The following is a 21,222-nucleotide window of genomic DNA, read 5'->3' as shown; positions in this document are numbered from 1 at the left end:
CGCGGTCGGGCGACGCGCTCGCGGCAGCGTGACTCGACCTACAGAATGGGGCCGACGATGGCCAGAGCGTTCTGCCACAGTTGCCTGGGCGCGCTCCAGGCGGCCACTTCGTCCAGGGTGATGCGGCGGCTACTGGCGAGATACTGCTCCTGCCTTTCGCGTAATGCCGCGGTGATCGCGGTGTCGAGCAGCAGGATGTTGTTTTCGTAGTTCAGGTCAAAGCTGCGCCGGTCCATATTGGCCGAGCCGATGAGGCTGAGATGGCCGTCTACGGTGATGGACTTGGTGTGCAGCAACCCGGGACTGAACTCGTAAATGCGCACCCCGGCTTCGAGCAGGGCGCGGTAATGGCTGCGCGAAGTGGCAGCCACGGCGAAGTCGTCGTTGCGGGCGGGGAGGATGAGCGTGGCCGACACGCCGCGGTTGGCCGCGGCGCACAGCGCGGCCTGCAGCGCGGGCACGGGCACGTAATACGGCGTGGTGATGACCAGCTCATGCCGCGCGGCGAAGATGAGCGACTCGAACAGTTCGGGCATGGCGGCCCTTCGGTCGGTGGGGCCGGTGGCGATGACCTGGGCCACGAAGCCGTCTTGACCGTTTTGGATTTGCGGCAAGGGCTCGACCAGCAGGGCGGTGAGGTCGTCGCCGTCGTTGCCCATCCAGTCCGTGGCGAAGAGGTGCTGGTTCTGGCGCACCACCGGGCCTTCGAAGCGCACGAACAGATCGACCCAGGGGCCGTATTTCGCCTTGGGCAGGAAGGCGGGGTCGGCGCAGTTCTGGCTGCCGCTGTAGCTCAGGCGGTTGTCGATGACGACGATCTTGCGGTGATTGCGCAGGTCGATGCGACCCCGCAGCGCGCGCAGCAGCGGATTGCCCACGGGCAGCGCCCGCAGCACCTGCACGCCAGCGGCGACCAGCGCAGGCCACTGCGCGCTGCGGATGAACGCGTGCGATCCGAGGTCGTCCACCAGGGCGCGGCAGCTCACGCCGCGCGCGGCGGCGCGGCGCAGGGCATCGGCCACGCGGCGGCCGTTGCCATCGTCCAGCCAGATATAGAAGAGCAGGTGCACGCTGTACTGCGCCGCGTCGATGTCGGCCACGATGCGGGCGATGGCGGCGTTCGAGTCGGCCATCAGTTCGGCTCGGTTGCCGCCGACCGCCAAGTAACCGCTGATCGACGTGCCGAGGCGGAACAGCGGCGCGTCTTGGTCGGGCGGCAGCGCGGCGTTTGTCGGCCAACCGGGGGCGGTTTCAGGGCGGGGCAGACCGCGGGCGACGGCGCTCAGCCGCTCGGCCCGTCGGCGGCCGATCTGGGTCGTGCCAAACAACAGATAGGCCAGAACGCCGAGGTAGGGAAAGGCCACCAGCATGAGCAACCAGGCCACCCGCGACTCGGGCTGACGATGCGCGCGCAGCAGCACATGCGCCGCGCAGGTCAACGTCAGCGTGAGGTGCAGCAGCAGGAAGAGCAGGGGCGTCATGCGAAGCTAGCCGGGCTCACTCCCGCTCACTCCCACGGCGGCAGGGCGGCCTGTCGCAAATGCTGGCGCGCCTGACGATACTCGGGATAGAGGCTGCCCACATGCGCCCAGAAGCGCGGGCTGTGGTTCATTTCGCGCAGATGCGCCACTTCGTGCGCCACCACGTAATCGACCAGTTGCGGGCTGAAGTGCAACAGACGCCAATGCAGGCGGATGCTGCCGTCGCTTTTGGCGCTGCCCCAGCGGGTGGTGGCGGCGCTGAGTTTCACCGCCGTCACACGCACCCCGAGCTGGGCGGCGAAGTGCGCCACCCGCGCGGTGAACAGTCCCAGCGCCTGTCGCTGCAGCCAGGCGGCCACGCTGTCGCGCACCTGCTGCGCGCTGCTGCCTTGCGGCAGGGGCAGGTGAAGTTCGGCGCGGGCTTCGTCCCACTGCAACTGGCTGGCGCCGCGCAGCCGCAGAGTGAGGTGCTGGCCGAGATAAGGGATGCGGCCGCCATCGGCCCACTCGATGCGCGCGGCCTGCAGCGCCTGCAGACGCTGTTCGCGCTGTCGCAGCTTGCGCTGCACCCAGGCGGCGTGCTGCTGCAGAAACTGGGCGATGGACGCGCCGCTGGCCAGGCGCGGGGCATGCAGGCTGACGCCGCGGTCGTCCACCCGCAGCGCCAGGGTGCGGCGGGCGGCGCGATGAAGCGACCAGTCAAAACGGTGGATGCCGTCGTCATATCGCTGCGTCGGCACGCCAGCGCGGGGTATTGAGACCGGCGACGAACCTGGGGATGAGCTCACCGCGACTTCAGGCGCCGAGGCGGCGATAGGGGCGGGGGCGGGCGTCGGCTCGTCCCAGTCGAACAAACCCAGTTGCGCCGAGCCGGGCAAGGCGGCGCGGCCGGAAGACTCAGCGCGGGGCATGCGCGTAGGCCTGCGGATCGAGACGGCGCATTTCGGCCTCGATCCATCGTTCGACCTCGGCCATCATTTCGGCGGGCTTGCGGCCTTCGGGCGAAATGGGTTTGCCGATGGACACGTCCACCACGCCGGGGGTTTTGATGAAGGCCTGGCGCGGCCAGCAGCGCGCCGAAGTCACGGCGATGGGCACCACCTGCGCGCCGGTGGCGATGGCCAGCCGCGTGCCGCCTGTTTTATAGACGCCCTGCTCGCCGCGCGCAGTGCGCGTGCCTTCGGGGAACATGATGATCCAGTTGCCCTGCTTGAGAATCCGGCCGCCCTGTTTTTCCACCCGGCCGAACGCTTCGGCACGCTTGCTGCGGTCGATGTGCACCATGTCCAGCCGCCCCAGCGCCCAGCCGAAAAACGGCACATAGAGCAGCTCGCGCTTGAACACATAGGCCAGCGGACGCGGCATGATCAGCGGAAAGGCCAGCGTTTCCCAGGCTGATTGATGCTTGGACAGCAGGATGACCGGGCCGTCTGGCAGGTTCTCCATGCCGGTGATATGGCTGCGTATGCCGCAAATCACGCGCGCACCCCAGACCGACAGATGCACCCAACCCAGGGTGAAGCGATACAGCCGCGTGCCACGAATGAAAATGGACAGAATCACCACGATGACCGCGTAAGGCACCACCGTCACGATCAGCCACGCCATGTAAAGCAGAGAACGGAAAAAACGCATGGCAGCTCGGTCACGCCGGGTCTGGCGTCTTGTCGGAGGTCTTTTCAGACTTCGCCTTGGGTTGTTCCAGCAGCCAGGCGGCGAAGGCCGCCAGATCGTCGTGCACCCGGGTGCCCGCGGGCAGATTGCCCAGATCGGCCAGACGCTCGCCTTTGCCGGTGCGCACCAGATGCAGCCCGCACCCCAGCGGTTCACCGGCCTGCAAATCACGCACGCTGTCGCCCACCGAAGGCACGCCTTGGAGATTCTCAAGCTCGTAGCGACGGGCGATGTCTTGGAACAAGCCGGGCTTGGGTTTACGGCAGCTGCAGTGATCTTCCGGCGCGTGCGGGCAGAAGAAAATGGCGTCGATGCGCCCGCCCACCGCCGCCAGCGCTTTGTGCATTTTGCGATGGATGGCGTTGAGCGTGCTCATGTCGAACAGGCCCCGCCCAATGCCCGACTGATTGGTGGCCACCGCCACATGCCAGCCCTCGTGGTTCAGCCGGGCAATGGCCTCCAGGCTGCCGGGAATGGGCACCCACTCGTCGGGCGACTTGATGAAATCGTCGCTGTCTTGGTTGATGACGCCGTCGCGGTCGAGGATGAGCAGTTTCATGCCGTGATTGTCGTGCAGGATGGGACTCAGGCCGCAAGACGCGACAAATCGGCCACCTGGTTCATTGCCTCCTGCAGCCGCGCCAACAGGGCCAAGCGGTTGGCGCGCAGCGCGGGGTCTTCGGCGTTGACCATCACCTGGTCGAAGAAGGTGTCCACCGGGACTTTCAGCGCGGCGAGCATCTTGAGCGCGGCGGTGTAGTCGCCTGCCGCGTAAAGCTGCTGCACCTGCGGCGCCACGGCATTCAAGGCTTGCGACAAGGCGATTTCAGCGGGCTCGACCAGCAGCTCGGCGTTGAAGCCGCTGCCGTGTTTCGCGCCTTCGGATTTGCGCAGAATATTCCCCACCCGTTTATTGGCCGCGGCCAGCGCGGCGGCTTCTGGCAAGGCGGCGAAGGCGCGCACCGCTTCCAGGCGGCGCGGCACATCGGCCAGAATTTGCGGACTGAGCGCCAGCACCGCGTCCACCTCCTGCGCCGTCCAGCCCTGCTCGCGCAGCAGGTTGGCCAGACGGTCGTAAAGGAAGGTCTGCACATCGGCGCTGGGGTCTAAAAACCCGGCCACGCCGCTGAACACCGGCACGGCATTTTCCAAATAACGCGAGAGTTCGATGCCCTGGCCGCGCTCCATCAACATGCGCAAAATGCCCAGCGCATGGCGACGCAGCGCGAACGGGTCTTTGTCGCCAGTCGGGCGTTCGCCGATGCCGAACAGGCCGACCAGGGTTTCGGTCTTGTCGGCCAGTGCCAGCGCAAAGCCCACGTCGCTGCGCGGGAGTTCGTCGCCAGAAAAACGCGGCTTGTAGTGGTCTTCGATAGCCTCGGCCACCCAGGCATCTTCGCCATCATGCGCTGCGTAGTAACGCCCCATGACGCCCTGCAGTTCGGGAAACTCGCCGACCATGTCGGTCAGCAGATCGGTCTTGGCCAGCAGAGCGGCGCGCTCGGCCTGCTCGACCGGAAAGGACGGCGAAATCTGCCTGGCAATGCCCCCCGCGAGCGCCTGCACCCGCCGCATGCGTTCGCCCTGCGAGCCCAGCTTGGCGTGATAGACCACCTTGTCGAGGCCGGGCACACGGTCTTCGAGGCGCTTCTTGCGGTCTTGCTCGAAGAAGAATTGCGCATCGGCCAGGCGCGGGCGCACCACGCGCTCGTTGCCTTCGATAACCGCGCTGGGATCGGCCGGCGAGATATTGCTGACGACCAGGAAACGGTGGGTCAGCTTGCCCGCCGCGTCGAGCAGCGGAAAGTATTTCTGGTTGGCCTTCATCGTGAGGATGAGGCACTCCTGCGGCACCGCGAGAAAGGCCGGATCGAACTGGCACAGCAGCACGTTCGGGCGCTCGACCAGGGCGGTGACTTCGTCGAGCAGCGCGGCATCGTCGATGGGGTGCAGACCCGGCCCGGCCTGTCGCGCGGCGGCCTGCAGCTGCGCCGCGATTTCGGCACGGCGCGCGTCGAAGCTGGCGATCACGGCGCCTTCGTCCCGCAGTTGGTCGGCGTAGCTGTCGGCGTCGCGCAGCACGATGGGATCGGACTGAGCCTCAAACCGATGGCCGTGCGTTTCGCGTCCCGCCGTCAGCCCCAGCGCCTGCACCGGCACGACATCGGCGCCATGCAGGGCGACCAGACCATGCGCGGGACGCACGAACTTCACCGTGGTCCAGCCATCTTCCAACTGGTAGGCCATCACCTTGGGGATGGGCAGTTTGGCGATGGCCTCGGCCAGCGCTTTCTGCAGGCCCTCGGCCAGTGAGGCGCCGGGCGCCACGGTGTCGATGAACAGGGTTTCGGCTTTGCCCTCGCCTTCGCGCCGCAGGCGGGGGGCGGCGTCGGCACCCAGGCCCAGCGCGCCGAGCTTTTTGAGCAAGGCCGGGGTAGGCTTGCCTTCGGCATCCAGCCCCACGGCCACGGGCATGAGCTTCTGCGCCACGGCCTTGTCGGCCGCCTTGGCAGCAACGGCGGGGATGCGCACGGCCAGTCGGCGCGGGCTGGCGTAGGGCGTCGGCTCGACGTCAGATGCGGCCAGTCCCTGAGACTGCAGACTCGCGGCCAGGGTGCGGGCGAAGGACTCGCCCAGCGCGGGCAGCGCCTTGGGCGGCAGTTCTTCAACGAAGAGTTCGACAAGCAGGTTCTGTGGGTTCATGGCGGGCAATTGCAGGCCGCCGCCGCCCCGCGACAGCAGCGCGGGCACGGCGTGCGGCAGACGTCAGGCGGCTTTCTTCTGGGCGAGCTGGGCAGAGACTTCGTCTGCCCAGGCGCGGGGCGCCAGCGGGAAACCCAGACGGGCGCGGCTGTCGAGGTATTCCTGCGCCACGCCGCGCGCCAAGTTGCGAATGCGGCCGATGTAGGCGGCGCGTTCGGTGACGGAAATCGCGCCGCGAGCGTCGAGCAGATTGAAGCTGTGCGCCGCTTTGAGCACCTGTTCGTAAGCGGGCAGCGCCAGTTGCGCGGCCATCAGCGCCTTGGCCTGCTTTTCATGCGCGGCAAAGGCGGTCAGCAGAAAGTCCACGTCACTGTGCTCGAAGTTGTAGGCGCTCTGCTCGACTTCGTTCTGGTGGAACACGTCGCCGTATTTGAGAAGGGTACGAGCGCCGCCGGGCCGCCCCAAGGCGCTCGCGCCCCCTGGGGGGGCAGAGCCCGCTCGCGCGGGCGTGGGGGCAGCCGCTTCACCGGCGACCTCGGTTTCGGTCCAGACGAGGTCATACACGCTCTGCACGCCCTGCAAATACATGGCCAGGCGCTCCAGGCCGTAGGTGATCTCGCCGGTCAGCGGCTTGCAGTCGATGCCGCCGACCTGCTGGAAATAGGTGAACTGGGTGACTTCCATGCCGTTGAGCCAGACCTCCCAGCCCAGCCCCCAGGCGCCCAGCGTGGGGTTCTCCCAGTCGTCTTCAACGAAGCGGATATCGTTGGTCTTCAGGTCGAAGCCCAGCGCCTGCAGACTGCCGAGATAGAGATCGAGGATGTTGTCGGGCGCGGGTTTGAGCACCACCTGAAACTGGTAGTAATGCTGCAGCCGGTTGGGGTTGTCGCCGTAGCGGCCATCTTTCGGGCGACGGCTGGGCTGCACATAGGCGGCCTTCCACGGCTCGGGGCCGAGGGCGCGCAAAAAGGTGGCGGTGTGGCTGGTGCCGGCGCCCACTTCCATGTCGTAGGGCTGAAGAACGGCACAGCCCTGCCGGGCCCAATAGGTTTGCAGGGTGAGTATGAGGTCTTGAAAGGTGCGCATGGAATCGGCCTTAAAGAAGGCGCCATTGTAGAAACCCGCCGCTACGCAACGCGCAGCAGCAGGCATGGTGGCGCCCTCCTCAGGGATTGCCGCCCAGCGATGGCAGGATGGCCCCCGGCTGCAGAGACGGCGGGGGCGCCACGGGCTGGGCCACCGCTGCCGGGTGCGTGCCCGGCCCCTGACCGCGCACGCTGACGGTGGAAGTGCCCACCGGCACGCCGCCGGGTCCGACCAGCATGCCGCCGCTGCCGGTGCTGATGCCACCTGCAGCCAGCGGCGCCGAAGAAGGCGCTGACAGCGGCATCTGGGCGTCGATGGCCAGCGGCGGGAAATTCTGCAGAAAGTAGCCGCTCACCGCGCCTGGGCCATTGGAGGCAAAGCCGGTGGCCGGGTTGACCTGCGACATGATCACACCAGACGGCACCGGCCAGGGTACGTCGGGCTTGCCCTGCAGCGCGACGCGCATGTAGTCCATCCAGATCGGCAGCGCGGCCTTGGCGCCCTGCTCGCCGCGGTACAGGTCGCGCTGGTTGTTGTAGCCCATCCAGGTGATGGCGACCAGATCGGGGTTGAAGCCGTCGAACCAGGCATCGTGAAAATTCTGCGAGGTGCCGGTCTTGCCCGCCAGATCGATGCGGCCTAGCGACAGCGCCGCCGCGCCCGTACCGTGCTGGATCACCGCCTGCATCATCTGCGTGGTGAGGAAGGCATTGGCCGCGCTGATGATGCGCGGCGCGTTCTGACCCGCGATTTCCGGCTTGTGGACATAGACCTCGGCGCCGTGAGCATCGACGATGCGTTTGATGAGATAGGGCTGCACCAGCGAGCCGCCATTGGCGAACACCGCATAGGCCGTGGCCATCTGCAGGGGCGTGAAGCTGCCCGCGCCCAGCACCATGGTGGGATAGGGCGGAATCTGGTCGAGCGGCAGGCCGAAGCGCGAGGCGAACTGGCGGGCGTAGGGAATGCCCACGGCCAGCAGCACCTTGACCGCGCAGACGTTGTCGGAATGCGCCAGCGCCAGGGTGGCGGGAATGGCGCCGAGCTGCTCGTTGTCGTAGTTGTGCGGCGTCCACGGCGGCAGCCCCGGGCCTTGCGAAATGGTGATGGGCGAATCGTCGATGACGGTCGTGGGCGCCAGGCCCTCGTCCACCGCGGCGGAATAGATGAAGGGCTTGAAGCTCGAACCGGGCTGGCGGAAGGCCTGATTCACATGGTCGAACTTCTCGTGGTTGTAGTCGAAGCCGCCCACCCAGGCGCGCACTGCGCCGTCTTTCGGATCGACCGACACCAGCGCCGACTGCACATCGGGCATCTGCGCGATGCGCCAGCCCTTGGCCAGCTTCTGCAGCCAGACCACGGCGCCACGATCGATGCGCAATTTGTCAGCGGCTTTGGGTGACAGGCCCGCAGCGGCGAAGCGCAGGGCATCGCCGCTGAGTTCCACCGTGTTGCCCGATTCGAGCACGGCCTCGACTAGCTTGGGGCTGGCGTGCAGCACCACGGCCGGATGCAGGCTGCCGGCCGCATCGTAGGGTTTGAGCGCCTTGACCGCCACGCCGAGCGCATCGGCATCGTGCGCGGGCAGATCGATGCGCGCCTGCGGTCCGCGCCAGCCGTGCCGCTGGTCGTAGGCCAGCACCCCGGCGCGTACCGCGTCCACCCCCGCCTTCTGGTCACGGTCGTGCAGGGTGGTGTAGACCTTATAGCCGTCGGTGTAGGCCGATTCGCCGAAGCGCGCCACCATGATCTCGCGCACCTGCTCGGCGGCGTAATCGGCGTCCACCTTGTAGCGCAGCAGGCCTTGCCCGGACACCACATTCAGAGGCGCCTGCATGGCGTCGTCATACTCCGCCTGGGTGATGTCGCCCAGCACCTTCATGCGGCCGAGCACGTAATGCTGGCGAATGAGCGCGGCCTTGATATTGGTCTGCGGGTTGAAGGCCGAAGGCGCCTTGGGCAAACCCGCGAGTACGGCCGCCTGCGCCAGCGTGAGCTGGTCGAGCGGCTTGCCAAAGTACACCTGCGCCGCCGCCGCCACGCCGTAGGCGCGCTGGCCGAGATAGACCTGATTGAGATAGCGCTCGAGAATCTGATTCTTGCTCAGCTCATGCTCGATCTTGTAGGCCATCAGCGCTTCGGTGAATTTGCGCAGCGGCGTTTTTTGCGGGCTGAGATAGAAGTCGCGCGCCACCTGCATGGTGATGGTGGAGGCGCCCTGCACGGCCGCGCCGTGCATCAGGTCGGCCAGGGCGGCGCGAAACACGCCCGTCCAGTCCACCGCGCCGTGCTCGTAAAACTGCGAGTCTTCGGCGGCGAGAAAGGCCTCGCGCACCTGTAGCGGAATCTGCTCAAACGGCACCACGGTGCGGCGCTGCACGCCAAACTCGCCGATCAGCGTGCCCTCGGCCGAATACACCCGCAGCGGCAGGTCAGGGCGGTAATCGGTGAGTTCGCTCAGCGCGGGCAAACGCGGATAGAGCATGACCACGGCAAACACCAGCGCCAATATTCCGGCCACGCCCAGCAGCACGGCGCCGAGCAAAAATTTGAGCCAGAGAGGGCGGGAACGCACAGCGCGCTTGGGGCGCTTGTCGCGGCCTGCAGGCGGCTTGGGAGAACCCGCAGGGGCGGAGTCAGCAGAGGTACTCATAGTCGCGGGGCATGATAGCCGCCGCATCCGCTAAAACACCCGCCATCCTGTGAGCAGTTGTGACCCGACGTAACGATCTGCGCGGCGCGCCCTCATTGCGCCGGGGGATAGGTCGGTGGATAGGCCGGCTGCGGCTGATAGCTCGGCTGTTGAGGCGCCGGCTGGTAAGACGGCTGCGCGGGATAGGCCGGGGGCGGAGGCGGCGCCACATATCGCGGCGCCGCATAACCCGGCACCTGCGCACCCCTTGAGTACATGCACTGCTGATACGCAATGTTGTAAGCGCGCTGCGCACTGCCCTGCGTGTCGCCATAAGACCCCGCACCGCCCGCGCTGCCCGCGAGCAGGCCGAGGCCCGCGCCCACACCGGCCCCCTGGCTGTTGCCGCCGATCAGCGCCCCGGCTGCGGCCCCGATGCCGGTGGCAAGGGCCGCCGAGGTCACGCCGGAATTGCTCGCGCCGCCTTGGTAGGGCGCGGCCTGCTGCTGCGCAAACTGGCGGCAGCTCGCATCGATTGCCTGAAACTGCTCGAAAGGCATACCCGGGGCCGGCATGACCGCAATCGTGGGCCCGAGCGGCGCGGTGGCACAGCCCCCCAGCACGAGCGCGCCCAAAGCGGCAGGAAGAAGAAACAGGGGACGGGAAAACCGAAGGTTTCGATAAATTCGCATGATGCTTCCTCGATAGATCGTTATAAAAAGTGGAAAGCGTGAATCACTTGGCAGGCGCCGGAGGCGGCGGAGGCGGCGGAGGCGGCGGAGGCGGCGAGGCAGGCACCGGCGTCCACCCGCCCAGGCAGGCCGCGACATAGGGGTAGTAACCCGCCGGGTTCTGGCAGTAGTACCAGAACGACTGCGGCGCCGGGCCGGGCGGCAGCGACTGCACCACCACCGGCTGCCGCTCCACCACCACCGGAGGGCTCCAGGCGGACCAGCCGCCATAGCCCGGGAAAGGCCCATACCAACCGGGCTCGTACCAACTGCCGTCCCAGCCAGAACCCCAACCCGGCCCCCAGCCGTAGTAAGCCGGCACGCCAATACCGATACTCCAATGCACGCGCGCCTGCGCCAGGCCCGGCACGAGCAAAGCCCCGACCGCCGCGGCGGCCAACAAAACCATCTTGATTCGGGATAAGGGATGCATATCAACTCTTTTCTGTTTGGAACGCGGCCGCCGGACCAAGTTCCGCCACACGCCCACAACCATGCCCACCACAGGCTTTGCACTTTAACGAGCATCAGCCCCCAATGGGGGACAACCCATGGGGTGCGGTGAATGCAAATTTTTAATGCGGACTGATTGCAGACTGTTTCTGGTCAACAGCTCGGCCTGCGCGCGCGTTACAGTTGCGGCCGCAGCGCGTCCTGATGGCCCGTATTCGGGGCTGCAACGCGCCTTCCTGAGTGCTTCCTTGGTGATCCCATGCGTAAATTCCTGTTTGTTTTCTCGGTCCTGTTGGCACAGACCGGATTGGCGCAGGCCAAGGACGATGTGGTGGTGGTGCTCGATTCGGGCGACGCCCGCATCACTCTGATCAACCAGGACACCCGTCAGCCCATCGGCAGCTTTGCCACCGGCAAGGAGCCGCATCACCTGATGGCCACGCCGAACAATCAAGACCTGATCGTCGCCAACGCGGTGAGCGGCGACCTCATGTTGCTCAACCCGCAGACGGGCAAGCCCATAGGCAACGTGCCCAATATTCCCGACCCCTACCAGATCGGTTTTTCGCCCGATCACCGCTGGTTCGTGGTGAACTGCCTGCGCCTGAACCGGGTGGACATCTACAGCTACGACCAGGGCAAGTTCCTGCTCGCCAAGCGTATTCCCCTCAAGTCGCTGCCCAGCCACATGGCGTTCACCGCCGACAGCAAGACGGTGTACATCAGCCTGCAGGACACCAATTCGGTGGCCGCCATCGACTTGCCCACGCAAACCGTAATGTGGACGCTGAAAGTGGGCGAAACCCCGGCCGGGCTGTGGCTGACGCCGGGGGACAAAACCCTGTTGGTCGCGCTGACCGGCAGCGATGCGGTGGTGGCCGTCGATCCGCGCACCCGCACGGTGTTCAAGCGCATCGTCACCGGCAAGGCGGCGCACAACTTCCGCTCCATGGCCGACGGGCGGCATGTGCTGGTGAGCAACCGGGTGTCCGACACCATCAGCATTCTCGACATGGACACCCTCACCAAGGTGGGCGACATCACCGGTCTGCGCCCGGGGCCGGACGATATGGAGCTTTCCGCCGACCGCCGCTGGCTGTGGGTGACCTTCCGCTTCGCCCGCTCGGTGGGGGTGATCGACATGGATACGCGCAAGCTGGTGGATGTGATTCCGGTGGGCAAGTCGCCGCACGGCATCTACTTCTACAACCGCGCGCCGTTCTACGACAACCTGCCGCCTCTGTCCACACTGGCGCGTCAGCAGGCTGCATCACTGCAGCTGAAGCCGACCCCGACCATCGCCGCCACGCGCTGACTTCCTCCACCCACCGCCATGCTCAATCCGCTCGACTGGATCAGCCACGCCACCAGCCTGCTCATCGGCGAGGCGCAGACCTGGGTTTTCGTCACCCTGGTGCAGCCGGTGCTCTACCACTTTCACCTCATGGTGGATGACGATTTCGCCTATGACGGCGTGCTGTGGTTTCTCGCCGGGGTGCTGCAGATCGGCGTGGTCTACGCCGTGTTGCGTCCGCTCGAAGCGCTGCGGCCACTTGAAGTCTGGCCCAACCGCCGCGCGGTGCGGGTGGATGTGCTCTACACCTTCATCAACCGCCTGGGGCTGATCAATTTGGTGCTGTTTTTCACCCTGCAACCCGCGTTTGACAGCCTGCAGGAATGGTTCCGCCTGCGCGGCATCGACAACCTCAACCTCGACGCGCTGTGGCCCGGCATCACCGACCGGCCGCTGATCAGCTTCCTGATCTACCTGATCGTGCTCGACTTTGCTGGTTACTGGTATCACCGCGCCCAGCACCAGATCCAGTGGTGGTGGGAACTGCACGCGGTGCACCACAGCCAGCGTCAGCTCAGCCTGTGGTCGGACGATCGCAACCATGTGCTCGACGACGTGCTGATGGCGGCATTTTTCGCCGCGCTGGCGCTGTTGATCGGCGTGCCGCCCAACCAGTTTGTCGCGCTGTCGCTGGTGTCGGGCGCGCTGCAAAGTCTGCAACATGCCAACATCCGGCTGTCTTTCGGCTGGCTGGGCGAGCGGCTGCTGGTGAGCCCGCGATTTCACCGCCTGCACCACGCGGTGGGCTACGGCCACGAGCTTGGCCACCAGAACAACGCGCGGCTCTACGGCTGCAATTTCGGCGTGCTGCTGCCGTGGTGGGACGTGCTGTTCCGTTCTGCCGACTTCACCACACCGCTGCAGCCCACCGGCGTTCGTGCCCAGCTTGCCGCGCCAGACGGCCAGGGCGAGGATTACGGCGACGGCTTCTGGGCGCAACAGGGGCTTGGTCTGCGCCGCATGGTTCGGCGGCTGTTTGCGCCATTCGCTGCGCCGACGCTGCCAGACCGTCAGCCCAGGTGACAATGGGGCTGACCGGGGCCGATGCAGGCGCCAGCCTCGATCTGCACCGTGGCATGCTCGATGCCCAGCGCGTCATGCAGGCGATGATGCACTGCGCGCAAGGTCGCCTCCGATTCGGCCTGGGCCGCGAGGCGCACATGCAAAGTCACCACCGGCTCTGCGCCATCGAGTGACCAGACATGCACATGGTGGGCTCCCGCCACGCCCGGCACGTCGGCCAAGGCCTCGCGCACTTCGCTTGCGCTCAGACTCGCAGGCGCGCCTTCGAGCAGCACGTGCGCGCTATCGCGGGTGAGATGCCAGCCCGAGCGCAGGATGAGCGCCGATACCAGCAGTGACAGCAGCGGGTCGGCCACCGTCCAGTTGAACCCCAGAATCAGCCCCGCCGCCAGCATGGCCGCCGCCGAACCCAGCAAATCGGACAGCACATGCAGCCGCGCCCCACGTTCATTCAGCGACTCGCCGCCCGTCAGGGCAAGTAGCGCCCCAAGATTGGCCAGGCCGCCCAGCGCGGCGATGACCAGCATCCAGCCGCCCTCCACCGCCTCGGGCCGCCACAGACGCTGCAGGGCCTCGACGATCAGCCCCACGGTCAACAGCAGCAGCACCAGCCCATTGACGAAGGCCGCCAGTGTCTGCCAGCGTCCGTTGCCATAGGTCAGCCGCGCACTCGGCGGACGGGCGCTGAGGCGGATGGCTACGAGCGCCAGCAGCAGCGCGGCGCTGTCCGCCGCCATATGCACCGCGTCGGACAGCAGCGCCAGCGAGTTCACCCACCAGCCGCCGACCGCCTCGATGACGGTGAAAATCAGCAGCACGGCCAATGCCCACCCCAGTCGGTGCGCGCTGGCGCCTCGGGCATGGTCGTGGCCATGATGCCCTGCGGCGTGTGCGTGTGCGCGATGAGGCGCGTGATCGTGCGCCGCATGCGTGTGCTCAGGGTCCTGCATTCACACGCCCCAGACAACCGGCGTCTGCGCTTCCTGGCAACGCTTGAGCATCTGGATGAACGGCCAGGACCGCTGCTTCAGGCCGATGGGTTGCGCCGCCGAGACCACCTGCCCGTCCGCAGCGGCCGACTCCATCGCCGCGTTGCGCGCCTGTTCTTCTGCGTCCACGGCCGCTTCAAGGGCGGCAATGGCCGCTGGCATTTCGGACGGCTCGATGATGCCTTGCGCGCCCGCCGACTTGCCGATGATGGACAGAATGCGTTCGGCCGGGCCGACGTTCATGAACAAATCACTGTCGGCCTTGGATTGAAATTTGTAAATCATGGGGGCTCCTTGCGGGGGAAACGTCGTTGCGCCGTCTCTCAGATGCATTGTGCCGACGCTGACGGTCGAATGCCATGCAAATGTCCTTTTCTGGAATGGGTCGTCCGCAGCTCGCCCGCGTCGCGTGAGCGCAGCAAAACCGCAGAAAAAGCTTCCACCCGCATGAAAAATCAACGCAGACGAGCAGACTGCGACGTTTTGTCGCAGAACAATGCAGCGTAAGGGCCACTGCCAAGCCTAGGGAATTCCCGGACATTGCTCCAAATCAAAAAAACGAGATACGTGGGCGCCTATCCTTGCTCCGTGTTCTTCGCCGCGTGGGTGTCAATCAGCCGCGCCATGCTGCGCAAGACCCACGGATCGACACAACAGGAGCGCAAAAATGATCGACACCCTCGTCGTGGACTTATCGCGGTGGCAATTTGCCTCCACCGCGCTGTACCACTTCCTTTTCGTCCCCCTCACCCTGGGCATCAGCTTCATGATCGCCGCCATGGAGACGGTTTACGTCACCACCGGCAAAACGATCTACCGCGACATGACCCAGTTCTGGGGCAAGCTGTTTCTTATCAACTTCGCCCTGGGCGTGGCCACCGGCCTGACCATGGAGTTCGAGTTCGGCACCAACTGGTCGTTTTATTCCAGTTTCGTCGGCGACATCTTCGGTGCGCCGCTGGCCATTGAAGGACTGATGGCCTTCTTCATGGAATCCACCATGATCGGCATGATGATCTTCGGCTGGAAGCGCCTGACCAAAGGTCAGCATCTGCTGGTGACCTATCTGGTGGCCATCGGCTCCAACCTGTCGGCCTTGTGGATTCTGGTGGCCAACGGCTTCATGCAAGACCCGCAAGGTGCCGCGTTCAACCCGGTGACCATGCGCATGGAACTCACCAACTTCGGCGCGCTGATTTTCAGCCCGGATGCGCAGGCCAAGTTCGTGCATACCAGCATCGCCGGTTACGTCACCGCCGCGGTGTTCGTTGCCGGGGTGAGCGCCTGGTATATGGTGCGCAACCGCCATATGGAACTGGCTCGCCGCTCCTTCCGCATGGCCGCGCTGTTCGGCGTGCTGTCCACCGCCGGGGTCATCACCCTGGGTGACGCGCTGGGTTTCGTCGGCGCGCATGCGCAGCCGTCCAAGCTCGCCGCCATGGAAGCCATGTGGCAAACCGAGGCTGCGCCTGCTCCGTTCAATGTGGTGGCCTGGCCGTCGCAGAGCGAGCAAAAGAACGTCTGGTCTATCCAGGTGCCGTATGTGCTGACGCCGCTGCTGACCCACACCCTCACCAAGGTCGTGCCGGGTGTTGACCAGATCGAGGCGGACGCGAGGCAGCGCATCAAGAACGGCATTCCGGCGGTGGAAGCGCTCAAGCTGCTGAGCAAGAACCCCAACGATGCCGCTGCCATGGCGCAGTTCAAGGCGCACGAAAAAGACCTGGGTTACGGTTTCCTCGCGCAGCGCTACTCGCCTGAACAAGATGTCTCCAAGGCAACGGACGCGGACATCGCCAAGGCCGCCAAGGACACCATCCCCGAAGTCTCGGTGATTTTCTGGACCTTCCGTCTCATGGTCGGCATGGGCCTGCTGATGTTGGCCTACTTCGTTTACGCCGCCATGCTCACCATCAGCGGCAAGCTGGAGCAGCCGAAGAACCGCTGGTTCCTCAAATTCGCCCCCTGGATGATTCCCGTGCCTTTCCTCGCTTGCGAAATGGGCTGGCTCACTGCTGAAGTGGGCCGTCAACCCTGGACCGTGTTCGGCATGCTGCCTACCTGGATGTCTGCATCCAGCCATAGCGTGGGCTACATGATCTTCTCGCTGGTGGGCTTTGTGTCGCTCTACTCCATCTTCATCGCCGTCGAGATGTATCTGATGGTGCGCGCGATCAAGCAAGGGCCGGAAGAGCACGGCACGCCGTCCACTCCGACCATTCCCCAAGGCCGCAAACCCCAGCCGTCGTTCGGCGGTGGTTTCGCCCCCAACCCGGCCGCTCCGATGAGCGCCCATAAGGAGTAATAGTCATGGACTTGTATCTCATCCTTCAAGTCTTGTGGTGGGTCCTGCTCGGCGTGCTGTTCGTCGCGCTGGGCACCATGGTCGGCATGGACATGGGCGTAGGCACCTTGCTGCGCTTCATCGGCAAAACCGATACCGAGCGCCGCTCCATGCTCAATGCCATCGGCCCCCACTGGGACGGCAATCAGGTGTGGTTCATTCTCGGCGGCGGCGCGATCTTCGCGGCCTACCCGCTGATCTACGCCACTTCGTTCTCCGGTCTGTATGTGGTCATTCTGCTGCTGCTGTGGAGCATGATCGTGCGCCCGCTGGGGTTTGAATACCGCAGCAAAATCGCCTCGCCGGCCTGGCGCAATGCCTGGGACTGGACGCTGCTGCTCAGCGGCGCGCTGCCGATGATCATTTTCGGCGCCGCCATGGGCAATATGCTCATGGGCGTGCCCTTCCACTTTCAGTGGGATATGCGCTCGGTCTATACCGGCAGCTTCATCACCCTGTTCAACCCGTTCTCGGTGCTGGCCGGCCTGCTGTCGCTGTCGCTGTCGGTCTATATGGGTGGCGTGATGATGATGGGCCGCGCGCCCGAACCCGTCGCGGGCCGTGCCCGTACTGCAGCGGGCTATGCCGCCCTGGCCGCCATCGTGCTGTTCGCGGTGCTCGGCGTGTGGGTCAGCATGGTCAACGGCTACAAGATCGTGAGCTTCCCCGGAGGCGGCGTGCCGCAAACTCCGCTGCAGCAAACCGTCGAACTGGTGCCCGGTGGCTGGCTGTCCAACTACAAAAGCTACCCCATCCTCTGGGCCGTGCCCTTGCTCGGTTTTGCCGGTCTGTTCTTCGGCTGGACGAGCGTGCGCAGCAACAAGCACACCCTGGCTTGGTGGCTGGGCGCGGTATCGTGGATCGGCGTGGTCGGCACCATCGGCGTGGCCATGTTCCCCTTCCTCATGCCGTCGAGCTCCAACCCCTCGCAAAGCCTGACCCTGTGGAATTCCATCTCCAGTGAAACCACGCTGCTGTGGATGACCGGCTGGACCGTGGTGTTCGTGCCCATCATCTTCTGGTACACCAGCTGGGCGTTCTACGTCATGCGCGGCAGGGTCGATCCGAAGGAAGTCGAAGCCGACCCCCACGCCTATTGAGCAAGGATCTCATCATGAAAAACCTTCTTTATTTCGTGCTCTTCATGACCATCGCGCTGATTGCGATTGTCATCGGCGTGATCATCGGCGACTACGCCTCCTGGTACTTCGCCTGGATCGTGGGCACCGCGATGATCGTGCTGGTTTCTGCCGCCTCGGGCGCCTTTTTCGACGCCCAGGAAGATGACCGCCGCAACGGCGGCGCTCAACGCGGCGGCCACTGAGTCACGCCGCACCGAAGGCTCTCGCTTCGCGGCAGAGCCTTGCTCCAGGGCCAGGGCAACCTGGCCCTTTTTATTGCAACCTTCGGTTTTAAAGGATGACAGCCATGAAAAAACTGCTCTCTCTCGCGCTGTTCCTGGTCATCGGTGCCGTTGTGATCGGCATCGGCATCCTCGTGGGCAGTAACGCCTCGTGGTATTTCGCCTGGATTTTCGGCACCGCTTTTTTCGTGCTGCTGCTGGCAGGCGCCGTCGTGTGGTTCGAACGTCTGGATGAACCCCGCACAGCAGAACCGCACCAGCCGAACTGACCCAGCGGGCTGCCGCGCCCTTACTTTCGTAACGCTGCCGCCTCACGCGCCAGGGCGGTGATGGCGGCCCAGTCGTGCGCGGCCAAGGCCGCTTCGGGCGCCAGCCAAGAGCCGCCCACGCAGCCTACGTTGGGCAGCGCCAGATAGGCCGCGGCGTTGCCCGGGTGAATGCCCCCGGTCGGGCAGAACAGCAATTGCGGCAGCGGTCCGTGCAAGGACTTGAGCAGCGCCTGACCGCCCACGGCTTCGGCCGGAAACAGTTTCATCGCGGTGAAACCCGCGTCCAGCGCCGTCATGGCTTCGCTGGCGGTGGCCACGCCGGGCACGAAGGGCAAGCTGCTTGGGCGGGTAGCCGCCAGCAGCGCGGGCGTCAGCCCGGGGCTGATGCCGAACATCGCGCCCGCGTCTTGCGCGCGCTGCCAGTCGCTCGGGCTCAGCACGGTGCCCGCGCCCACCAGCGCACCGGGCACGCGGTCGCGAATCTGACGGATGGCGTCCAGCGCGGCCGGGGTGCGCAGCGTCACCTCCAGGGTGCGGATGCCGCCAGCCACCAGCGCCGTGGCCAGATCGACAGCCTGCCCGGCATCGCGGATCACCAGCACGGGCATCACCGGCCCGGCGCGCAGCAGTTCTTCGGCGGTCATCGCGTGGCTCCTGCTGCGACGGGCGCAGCGGACAGGGCGGGCTCTCGTTTGGGGGCCCAGTCGGGATGCTGAAAGCTGGTCGCCCCCTGCTCGGCGCCGTCCACATGGTGGCGGAAGGCGGCGAACAGCTCGCGGCCCACGCCGTATTGGCGTCGACTGAGGTCGACGCTCTGCGCCTGGCGCGCAGCCCAGACTTCGGGCGGCACTTCGGCGTTGACTTCTCCGGTGTGGGCGTTCAGCGTGATGAGATCGCCTTCGCGTACCTTGGCGATCGGCCCGCCGTGCGCCGCCTCGGGCGTGACGTGAATGGCCGAGGGCACTTTGCCGGAGGCGCCCGACATGCGCCCGTCGGTCACCAGCGCCACCTTGAAACCGCGCTCCTGCAACACGCCCAGCGTGGGCATGAGCTTGTGCAGCTCGGGCATGCCGTTGGCCGCCGGGCCCTGAAAGCGGATGACGGCGACGAAGTCGCGCTCGAGCTCGCCGCGCTTGAAAGCGGCGAGCAGGTCGTCCTGCTCGTCGAACACGAGGGCGGGCGCGGTGATCACGCGGTATTCGGGTTTGACCGCCGAGACCTTGATGACGGCACGCCCCAGATTGCCCGTCATGAGTTTGAGGCCGCCGTCTGGGGCGAACGGATCGGAGACGGGCCGCAGAATGTCGCGGTCGAGCGTCTCGTCGTTTACCGGGCGCCAGACGAGCTGGCCGCCATCGAAGCCCGGCTCCTGCGCGTAGCGCGCCAGGCCGGGCCCGGCCACGGTCTGCACATCGGGGTGCAGCAGACCGGCGGCGAGCAGTTCGCGGATGACAAAGCCCATGCCCCCGGCCGCGTGGAACTGATTGACGTCGGCTCGGCCGTTGGGGTAGAGCTTGGTGAGCGTGGGCACGGCCTTGGAGAGATCGTCGAAGTCGGTCCAGTTGATGTCGATGCCCGCGGCGCGGGCGATGGCCACGAGGTGGATGGTGTGGTTGGTCGAGCCCCCCGTGCACAGCAGGCCGACGAGGCCGTTGACGATCACGCGCGCATCGACCAGTTCGCCGATCGGGGTGTACTCCGGGCCTTCGGCAGAAATCGCCACGGCGCGGGTAGCAGCGGCGCGGGTGAGCGCTTCGCGCAGCGGCGTGCCAGGGTTGACGAAGGCCGAGCCGGGCAGGTGCAGGCCCATGATCTCCATGAGCATCTGGTTGGAATTGGCGGTGCCGTAGAAGGTGCAGGTGCCCGCGCTGTGATACGACTGCATCTCGGCTTCGAGCAGTTCGGCGCGGCCGATCTTGCCTTCGGCATACAGCGCGCGGATGCGGGCCTTCTCGTCGTTGCCCATGCCACTGGTCATGGGGCCACCGGGTACGAATATGCCAGGCAAATGGCCGAAAGCCAGGGCGCCAATCAGCAGGCCGGGCACGATCTTGTCGCACACCCCGAGGTAGAGCCCGGCGTCGAACATCTGGTGGCTCAACGCCACTGCCGTGGCCATGGCGATGACGTCGCGCGAAAACAGCGACAGCTCCATGCCGGCCTGCCCCTGGGTCACGCCGTCGCACATCGCGGGCACGCCCCCGGCGAACTGCGCCGTGGCGCCCGCCGCCTGCGCGGCCTCCTTGATCCAGGCCGGAAACGCGCCCAGCGGCTGGTGCGCCGAGAGCATGTCGTTGTACGCGGAAACGATGGCCAGATTGGGCCGGGACTGCGGGGTGATTTCCTTGAGCGTCAGCTTAGCCGGCGCCGGGGCGGCCGCCATCGCGTGCGCCAGGTTGGTGCAGGAGAGGTGCCCGCGCTCGACCTTGCTGCCCCGCGCCGCGCGCACGCGCGCCAGATAAGCCTCGCGCCGCGCCGCGCTACGCGCCTCGATGCGCTGCGTCACGGCCACTAATACGGGATGCAAAGAAGACATGGCAACTCCAAACAGTCATTTAGCGATAGGCCGCGATACTCCGTACCCACAGGCCATTAAGGGGCTCAAACCCGCTTCATCAGGCAACATACTATGCCTACCCCACCGGCAAGGCTGCTCAGAGTACACCCCCAAGATGACTGCGAATCTCTCCCTTCCTGCCACCCGCCTGGTCGGCGACATCGGCGGCACCAATGCCCGATTCGCCCTGCACACCGCGCAAGGGCTGAGCGATATTCGCGTGCTGCCCACGGCGGATTACGCCCGCTTTGCCGATGCGCTGCTCGCCTATCTCGCCGCCACGGGCGCGACCGCCGTGCGCCATGTCGCCATCGGTATTGCCAACCCGGTGTATGGCGACCAGATTCGCATGACCAACCATCACTGGGCCTTTTCCATCGCCCAGGCCCGCGCCGAGCTGGGGCTGCAGACCTTTCTGGTGCTCAACGACTTCGCTGTGCTCGCGCGCGCCCTGCCCGAGTTGCCCGCGGCCGAGCTCGTTCAGGTGGGCGGCGGCAGCGCCGTGCCCGGCGCGCCGCTGGCGCTGCTGGGCGCGGGCACCGGCCTGGGCGTGTCGGGCCTGA

Annotated in this window: 20 protein-coding genes; 7 read left to right on the top strand and 13 right to left on the bottom strand. The window is 66.0% G+C overall.

All coding sequences use genetic code 11. From position 1 onward, the window contains the following. Positions 1-38 precede the first annotated feature (38 nt). From cls to B3H47_RS10290, 9 genes are all read right to left on the bottom strand, one after another. On the bottom strand, positions 39-1,481 hold the full coding sequence (gene cls / locus B3H47_RS10330; protein WP_286986936.1) for a cardiolipin synthase: 1,443 nt from the start codon (positions 1,479-1,481) through the stop codon (positions 39-41). Between the two features lie 26 nt (positions 1,482-1,507). Further along, complete coding sequence (locus B3H47_RS10325) at positions 1,508-2,392, bottom strand: M48 family metallopeptidase (RefSeq protein ID WP_286986935.1); 885 nt, start codon at positions 2,390-2,392, stop codon at positions 1,508-1,510. Next, entirely contained in the window at positions 2,379-3,116 is a 738-nt protein-coding gene (locus B3H47_RS10320; RefSeq protein ID WP_286986934.1) for a lysophospholipid acyltransferase family protein, read from the bottom strand. Before B3H47_RS10320 ends, B3H47_RS10325 begins: the two co-directional genes overlap by 14 nt. A gap of 10 nt (positions 3,117-3,126) precedes the next feature. After that, on the bottom strand, positions 3,127-3,714 hold the full coding sequence (gene gmhB, locus B3H47_RS10315; protein ID WP_013104179.1) for a D-glycero-beta-D-manno-heptose 1,7-bisphosphate 7-phosphatase: 588 nt from the start codon (positions 3,712-3,714) through the stop codon (positions 3,127-3,129). 26 nt (positions 3,715-3,740) lie between these two features. Then, positions 3,741-5,858 carry a glycine--tRNA ligase subunit beta gene (glyS, locus tag B3H47_RS10310; RefSeq protein WP_286986933.1) on the bottom strand — a complete coding sequence of 706 codons (2,118 nt, stop codon included), beginning with the start codon at positions 5,856-5,858 and terminating at the stop codon, positions 3,741-3,743. 63 nt (positions 5,859-5,921) lie between these two features. Next, positions 5,922-6,944, bottom strand: a complete 1,023-nt coding sequence (gene glyQ, locus B3H47_RS10305; protein ID WP_286986932.1) for a glycine--tRNA ligase subunit alpha — start codon at positions 6,942-6,944, stop codon at positions 5,922-5,924. 79 nt (positions 6,945-7,023) lie between these two features. Next, positions 7,024-9,597: a penicillin-binding protein 1A gene (locus B3H47_RS10300; RefSeq protein WP_286986931.1), complete on the bottom strand. Its 2,574-nt coding sequence runs from the start codon at positions 9,595-9,597 to the stop codon at positions 7,024-7,026. A gap of 92 nt (positions 9,598-9,689) precedes the next feature. Continuing rightward, positions 9,690-10,268: a glycine zipper family protein gene (locus B3H47_RS10295; RefSeq protein WP_013104175.1), complete on the bottom strand. Its 579-nt coding sequence runs from the start codon at positions 10,266-10,268 to the stop codon at positions 9,690-9,692. Positions 10,269-10,311: 43 nt separating this feature from the next. Continuing rightward, positions 10,312-10,740 (bottom strand): hypothetical protein, encoded by a 429-nt coding sequence (locus tag B3H47_RS10290; RefSeq protein ID WP_286986930.1) that lies wholly within the window; start codon positions 10,738-10,740, stop codon positions 10,312-10,314. Between the two features lie 279 nt (positions 10,741-11,019). Here B3H47_RS10290 and B3H47_RS10285 point away from each other — a divergent pair, with 279 nt between their 5' ends. Beyond that, the gene (locus tag B3H47_RS10285) at positions 11,020-12,075 is read left to right on the top strand and encodes a beta-propeller fold lactonase family protein (RefSeq protein ID WP_286986929.1); all 1,056 of its coding nucleotides are present in this window, start codon (positions 11,020-11,022) and stop codon (positions 12,073-12,075) included. 18 nt (positions 12,076-12,093) lie between these two features. After that, positions 12,094-13,137 carry a sterol desaturase family protein gene (locus B3H47_RS10280; protein WP_286986928.1) on the top strand — a complete coding sequence of 348 codons (1,044 nt, stop codon included), beginning with the start codon at positions 12,094-12,096 and terminating at the stop codon, positions 13,135-13,137. Here the strand turns inward: B3H47_RS10280 and B3H47_RS10275 are convergent. Together B3H47_RS10275 and B3H47_RS10270 are read right to left on the bottom strand one after the other, a co-directional pair. After that, positions 13,125-14,087, bottom strand: coding sequence for a cation diffusion facilitator family transporter (locus B3H47_RS10275; RefSeq protein ID WP_286986927.1), 963 nt, complete (start codon positions 14,085-14,087; stop codon positions 13,125-13,127). The genes B3H47_RS10280 and B3H47_RS10275 overlap by 13 nt on opposite strands. Next, positions 14,088-14,411 (bottom strand): DUF1840 domain-containing protein, encoded by a 324-nt coding sequence (locus B3H47_RS10270; protein WP_013104170.1) that lies wholly within the window; start codon positions 14,409-14,411, stop codon positions 14,088-14,090. A 382-nt stretch (positions 14,412-14,793) separates the two neighbouring features. Between B3H47_RS10270 and B3H47_RS10265 the strand changes: the two genes are divergently transcribed. From B3H47_RS10265 to B3H47_RS10250, 4 genes are all read left to right on the top strand, one after another. Continuing rightward, on the top strand, positions 14,794-16,431 hold the full coding sequence (locus B3H47_RS10265) for a cytochrome ubiquinol oxidase subunit I (RefSeq protein WP_013104169.1): 1,638 nt from the start codon (positions 14,794-14,796) through the stop codon (positions 16,429-16,431). Positions 16,432-16,436: 5 nt separating this feature from the next. Then, the gene (gene cydB, locus B3H47_RS10260; RefSeq protein WP_286986926.1) at positions 16,437-17,570 is read left to right on the top strand and encodes a cytochrome d ubiquinol oxidase subunit II; all 1,134 of its coding nucleotides are present in this window, start codon (positions 16,437-16,439) and stop codon (positions 17,568-17,570) included. A 14-nt stretch (positions 17,571-17,584) separates the two neighbouring features. Continuing rightward, complete coding sequence (locus B3H47_RS10255) at positions 17,585-17,794, top strand: hypothetical protein (RefSeq protein ID WP_286986925.1); 210 nt, start codon at positions 17,585-17,587, stop codon at positions 17,792-17,794. 104 nt (positions 17,795-17,898) lie between these two features. Then, positions 17,899-18,102 (top strand): hypothetical protein, encoded by a 204-nt coding sequence (locus B3H47_RS10250; RefSeq protein ID WP_013121841.1) that lies wholly within the window; start codon positions 17,899-17,901, stop codon positions 18,100-18,102. Between the two features lie 20 nt (positions 18,103-18,122). On the opposite strand, the gene eda is transcribed toward B3H47_RS10250, so the two are convergent. Together eda and edd are read right to left on the bottom strand one after the other, a co-directional pair. Next, positions 18,123-18,746 (bottom strand): bifunctional 4-hydroxy-2-oxoglutarate aldolase/2-dehydro-3-deoxy-phosphogluconate aldolase, encoded by a 624-nt coding sequence (gene eda / locus B3H47_RS10245; protein WP_286986924.1) that lies wholly within the window; start codon positions 18,744-18,746, stop codon positions 18,123-18,125. Continuing rightward, complete coding sequence (gene edd / locus B3H47_RS10240; RefSeq protein ID WP_286986923.1) at positions 18,743-20,638, bottom strand: phosphogluconate dehydratase; 1,896 nt, start codon at positions 20,636-20,638, stop codon at positions 18,743-18,745. Before edd ends, eda begins: the two co-directional genes overlap by 4 nt. A gap of 136 nt (positions 20,639-20,774) precedes the next feature. Here edd and B3H47_RS10235 point away from each other — a divergent pair. Beyond that, the coding region (locus B3H47_RS10235) for a glucokinase (protein ID WP_286986922.1) at positions 20,775-21,222 on the top strand (448 nt) is incomplete at its 3' end.

It is taken from the genome of Thiomonas sp. UBA7699 (assembly GCF_002482605.1).
Taxonomy (GTDB): Bacteria; Pseudomonadota; Gammaproteobacteria; order Burkholderiales; family Burkholderiaceae_C; genus Thiomonas; species Thiomonas arsenitoxydans.
This window is presented reverse-complemented; position numbering and strand designations above follow the sequence as displayed.

What these genes read in the sequence shown, in the direction of transcription:
- B3H47_RS10320 (WP_286986934.1), bottom strand. Translation starts at nt 3,116, where the DNA reads ATGCGTTTTTTCCGTTCTCTGCTTTACATGGCGTGGCTGATCGTGACG.
- B3H47_RS10280 (WP_286986928.1), top strand. Translation starts at nt 12,094, where the DNA reads ATGCTCAATCCGCTCGACTGGATCAGCCACGCCACCAGCCTGCTCATC.
- gmhB (WP_013104179.1), bottom strand. Translation starts at nt 3,714, where the DNA reads ATGAAACTGCTCATCCTCGACCGCGACGGCGTCATCAACCAAGACAGC.
- eda (WP_286986924.1), bottom strand. Translation starts at nt 18,746, where the DNA reads ATGACCGCCGAAGAACTGCTGCGCGCCGGGCCGGTGATGCCCGTGCTG.
- B3H47_RS10275 (WP_286986927.1), bottom strand. Translation starts at nt 14,087, where the DNA reads ATGCAGGACCCTGAGCACACGCATGCGGCGCACGATCACGCGCCTCAT.
- B3H47_RS10250 (WP_013121841.1), top strand. Translation starts at nt 17,899, where the DNA reads ATGAAAAAACTGCTCTCTCTCGCGCTGTTCCTGGTCATCGGTGCCGTT.
- B3H47_RS10255 (WP_286986925.1), top strand. Translation starts at nt 17,585, where the DNA reads ATGAAAAACCTTCTTTATTTCGTGCTCTTCATGACCATCGCGCTGATT.
- cls (WP_286986936.1), bottom strand. Translation starts at nt 1,481, where the DNA reads ATGACGCCCCTGCTCTTCCTGCTGCTGCACCTCACGCTGACGTTGACC.
- B3H47_RS10265 (WP_013104169.1), top strand. Translation starts at nt 14,794, where the DNA reads ATGATCGACACCCTCGTCGTGGACTTATCGCGGTGGCAATTTGCCTCC.
- B3H47_RS10290 (WP_286986930.1), bottom strand. Translation starts at nt 10,740, where the DNA reads ATGCATCCCTTATCCCGAATCAAGATGGTTTTGTTGGCCGCCGCGGCG.
- B3H47_RS10285 (WP_286986929.1), top strand. Translation starts at nt 11,020, where the DNA reads ATGCGTAAATTCCTGTTTGTTTTCTCGGTCCTGTTGGCACAGACCGGA.
- glyS (WP_286986933.1), bottom strand. Translation starts at nt 5,858, where the DNA reads ATGAACCCACAGAACCTGCTTGTCGAACTCTTCGTTGAAGAACTGCCG.
- edd (WP_286986923.1), bottom strand. Translation starts at nt 20,638, where the DNA reads ATGTCTTCTTTGCATCCCGTATTAGTGGCCGTGACGCAGCGCATCGAG.
- B3H47_RS10325 (WP_286986935.1), bottom strand. Translation starts at nt 2,392, where the DNA reads ATGCCCCGCGCTGAGTCTTCCGGCCGCGCCGCCTTGCCCGGCTCGGCG.
- B3H47_RS10300 (WP_286986931.1), bottom strand. Translation starts at nt 9,597, where the DNA reads ATGAGTACCTCTGCTGACTCCGCCCCTGCGGGTTCTCCCAAGCCGCCT.
- B3H47_RS10295 (WP_013104175.1), bottom strand. Translation starts at nt 10,268, where the DNA reads ATGCGAATTTATCGAAACCTTCGGTTTTCCCGTCCCCTGTTTCTTCTT.
- cydB (WP_286986926.1), top strand. Translation starts at nt 16,437, where the DNA reads ATGGACTTGTATCTCATCCTTCAAGTCTTGTGGTGGGTCCTGCTCGGC.
- glyQ (WP_286986932.1), bottom strand. Translation starts at nt 6,944, where the DNA reads ATGCGCACCTTTCAAGACCTCATACTCACCCTGCAAACCTATTGGGCC.
- B3H47_RS10270 (WP_013104170.1), bottom strand. Translation starts at nt 14,411, where the DNA reads ATGATTTACAAATTTCAATCCAAGGCCGACAGTGATTTGTTCATGAAC.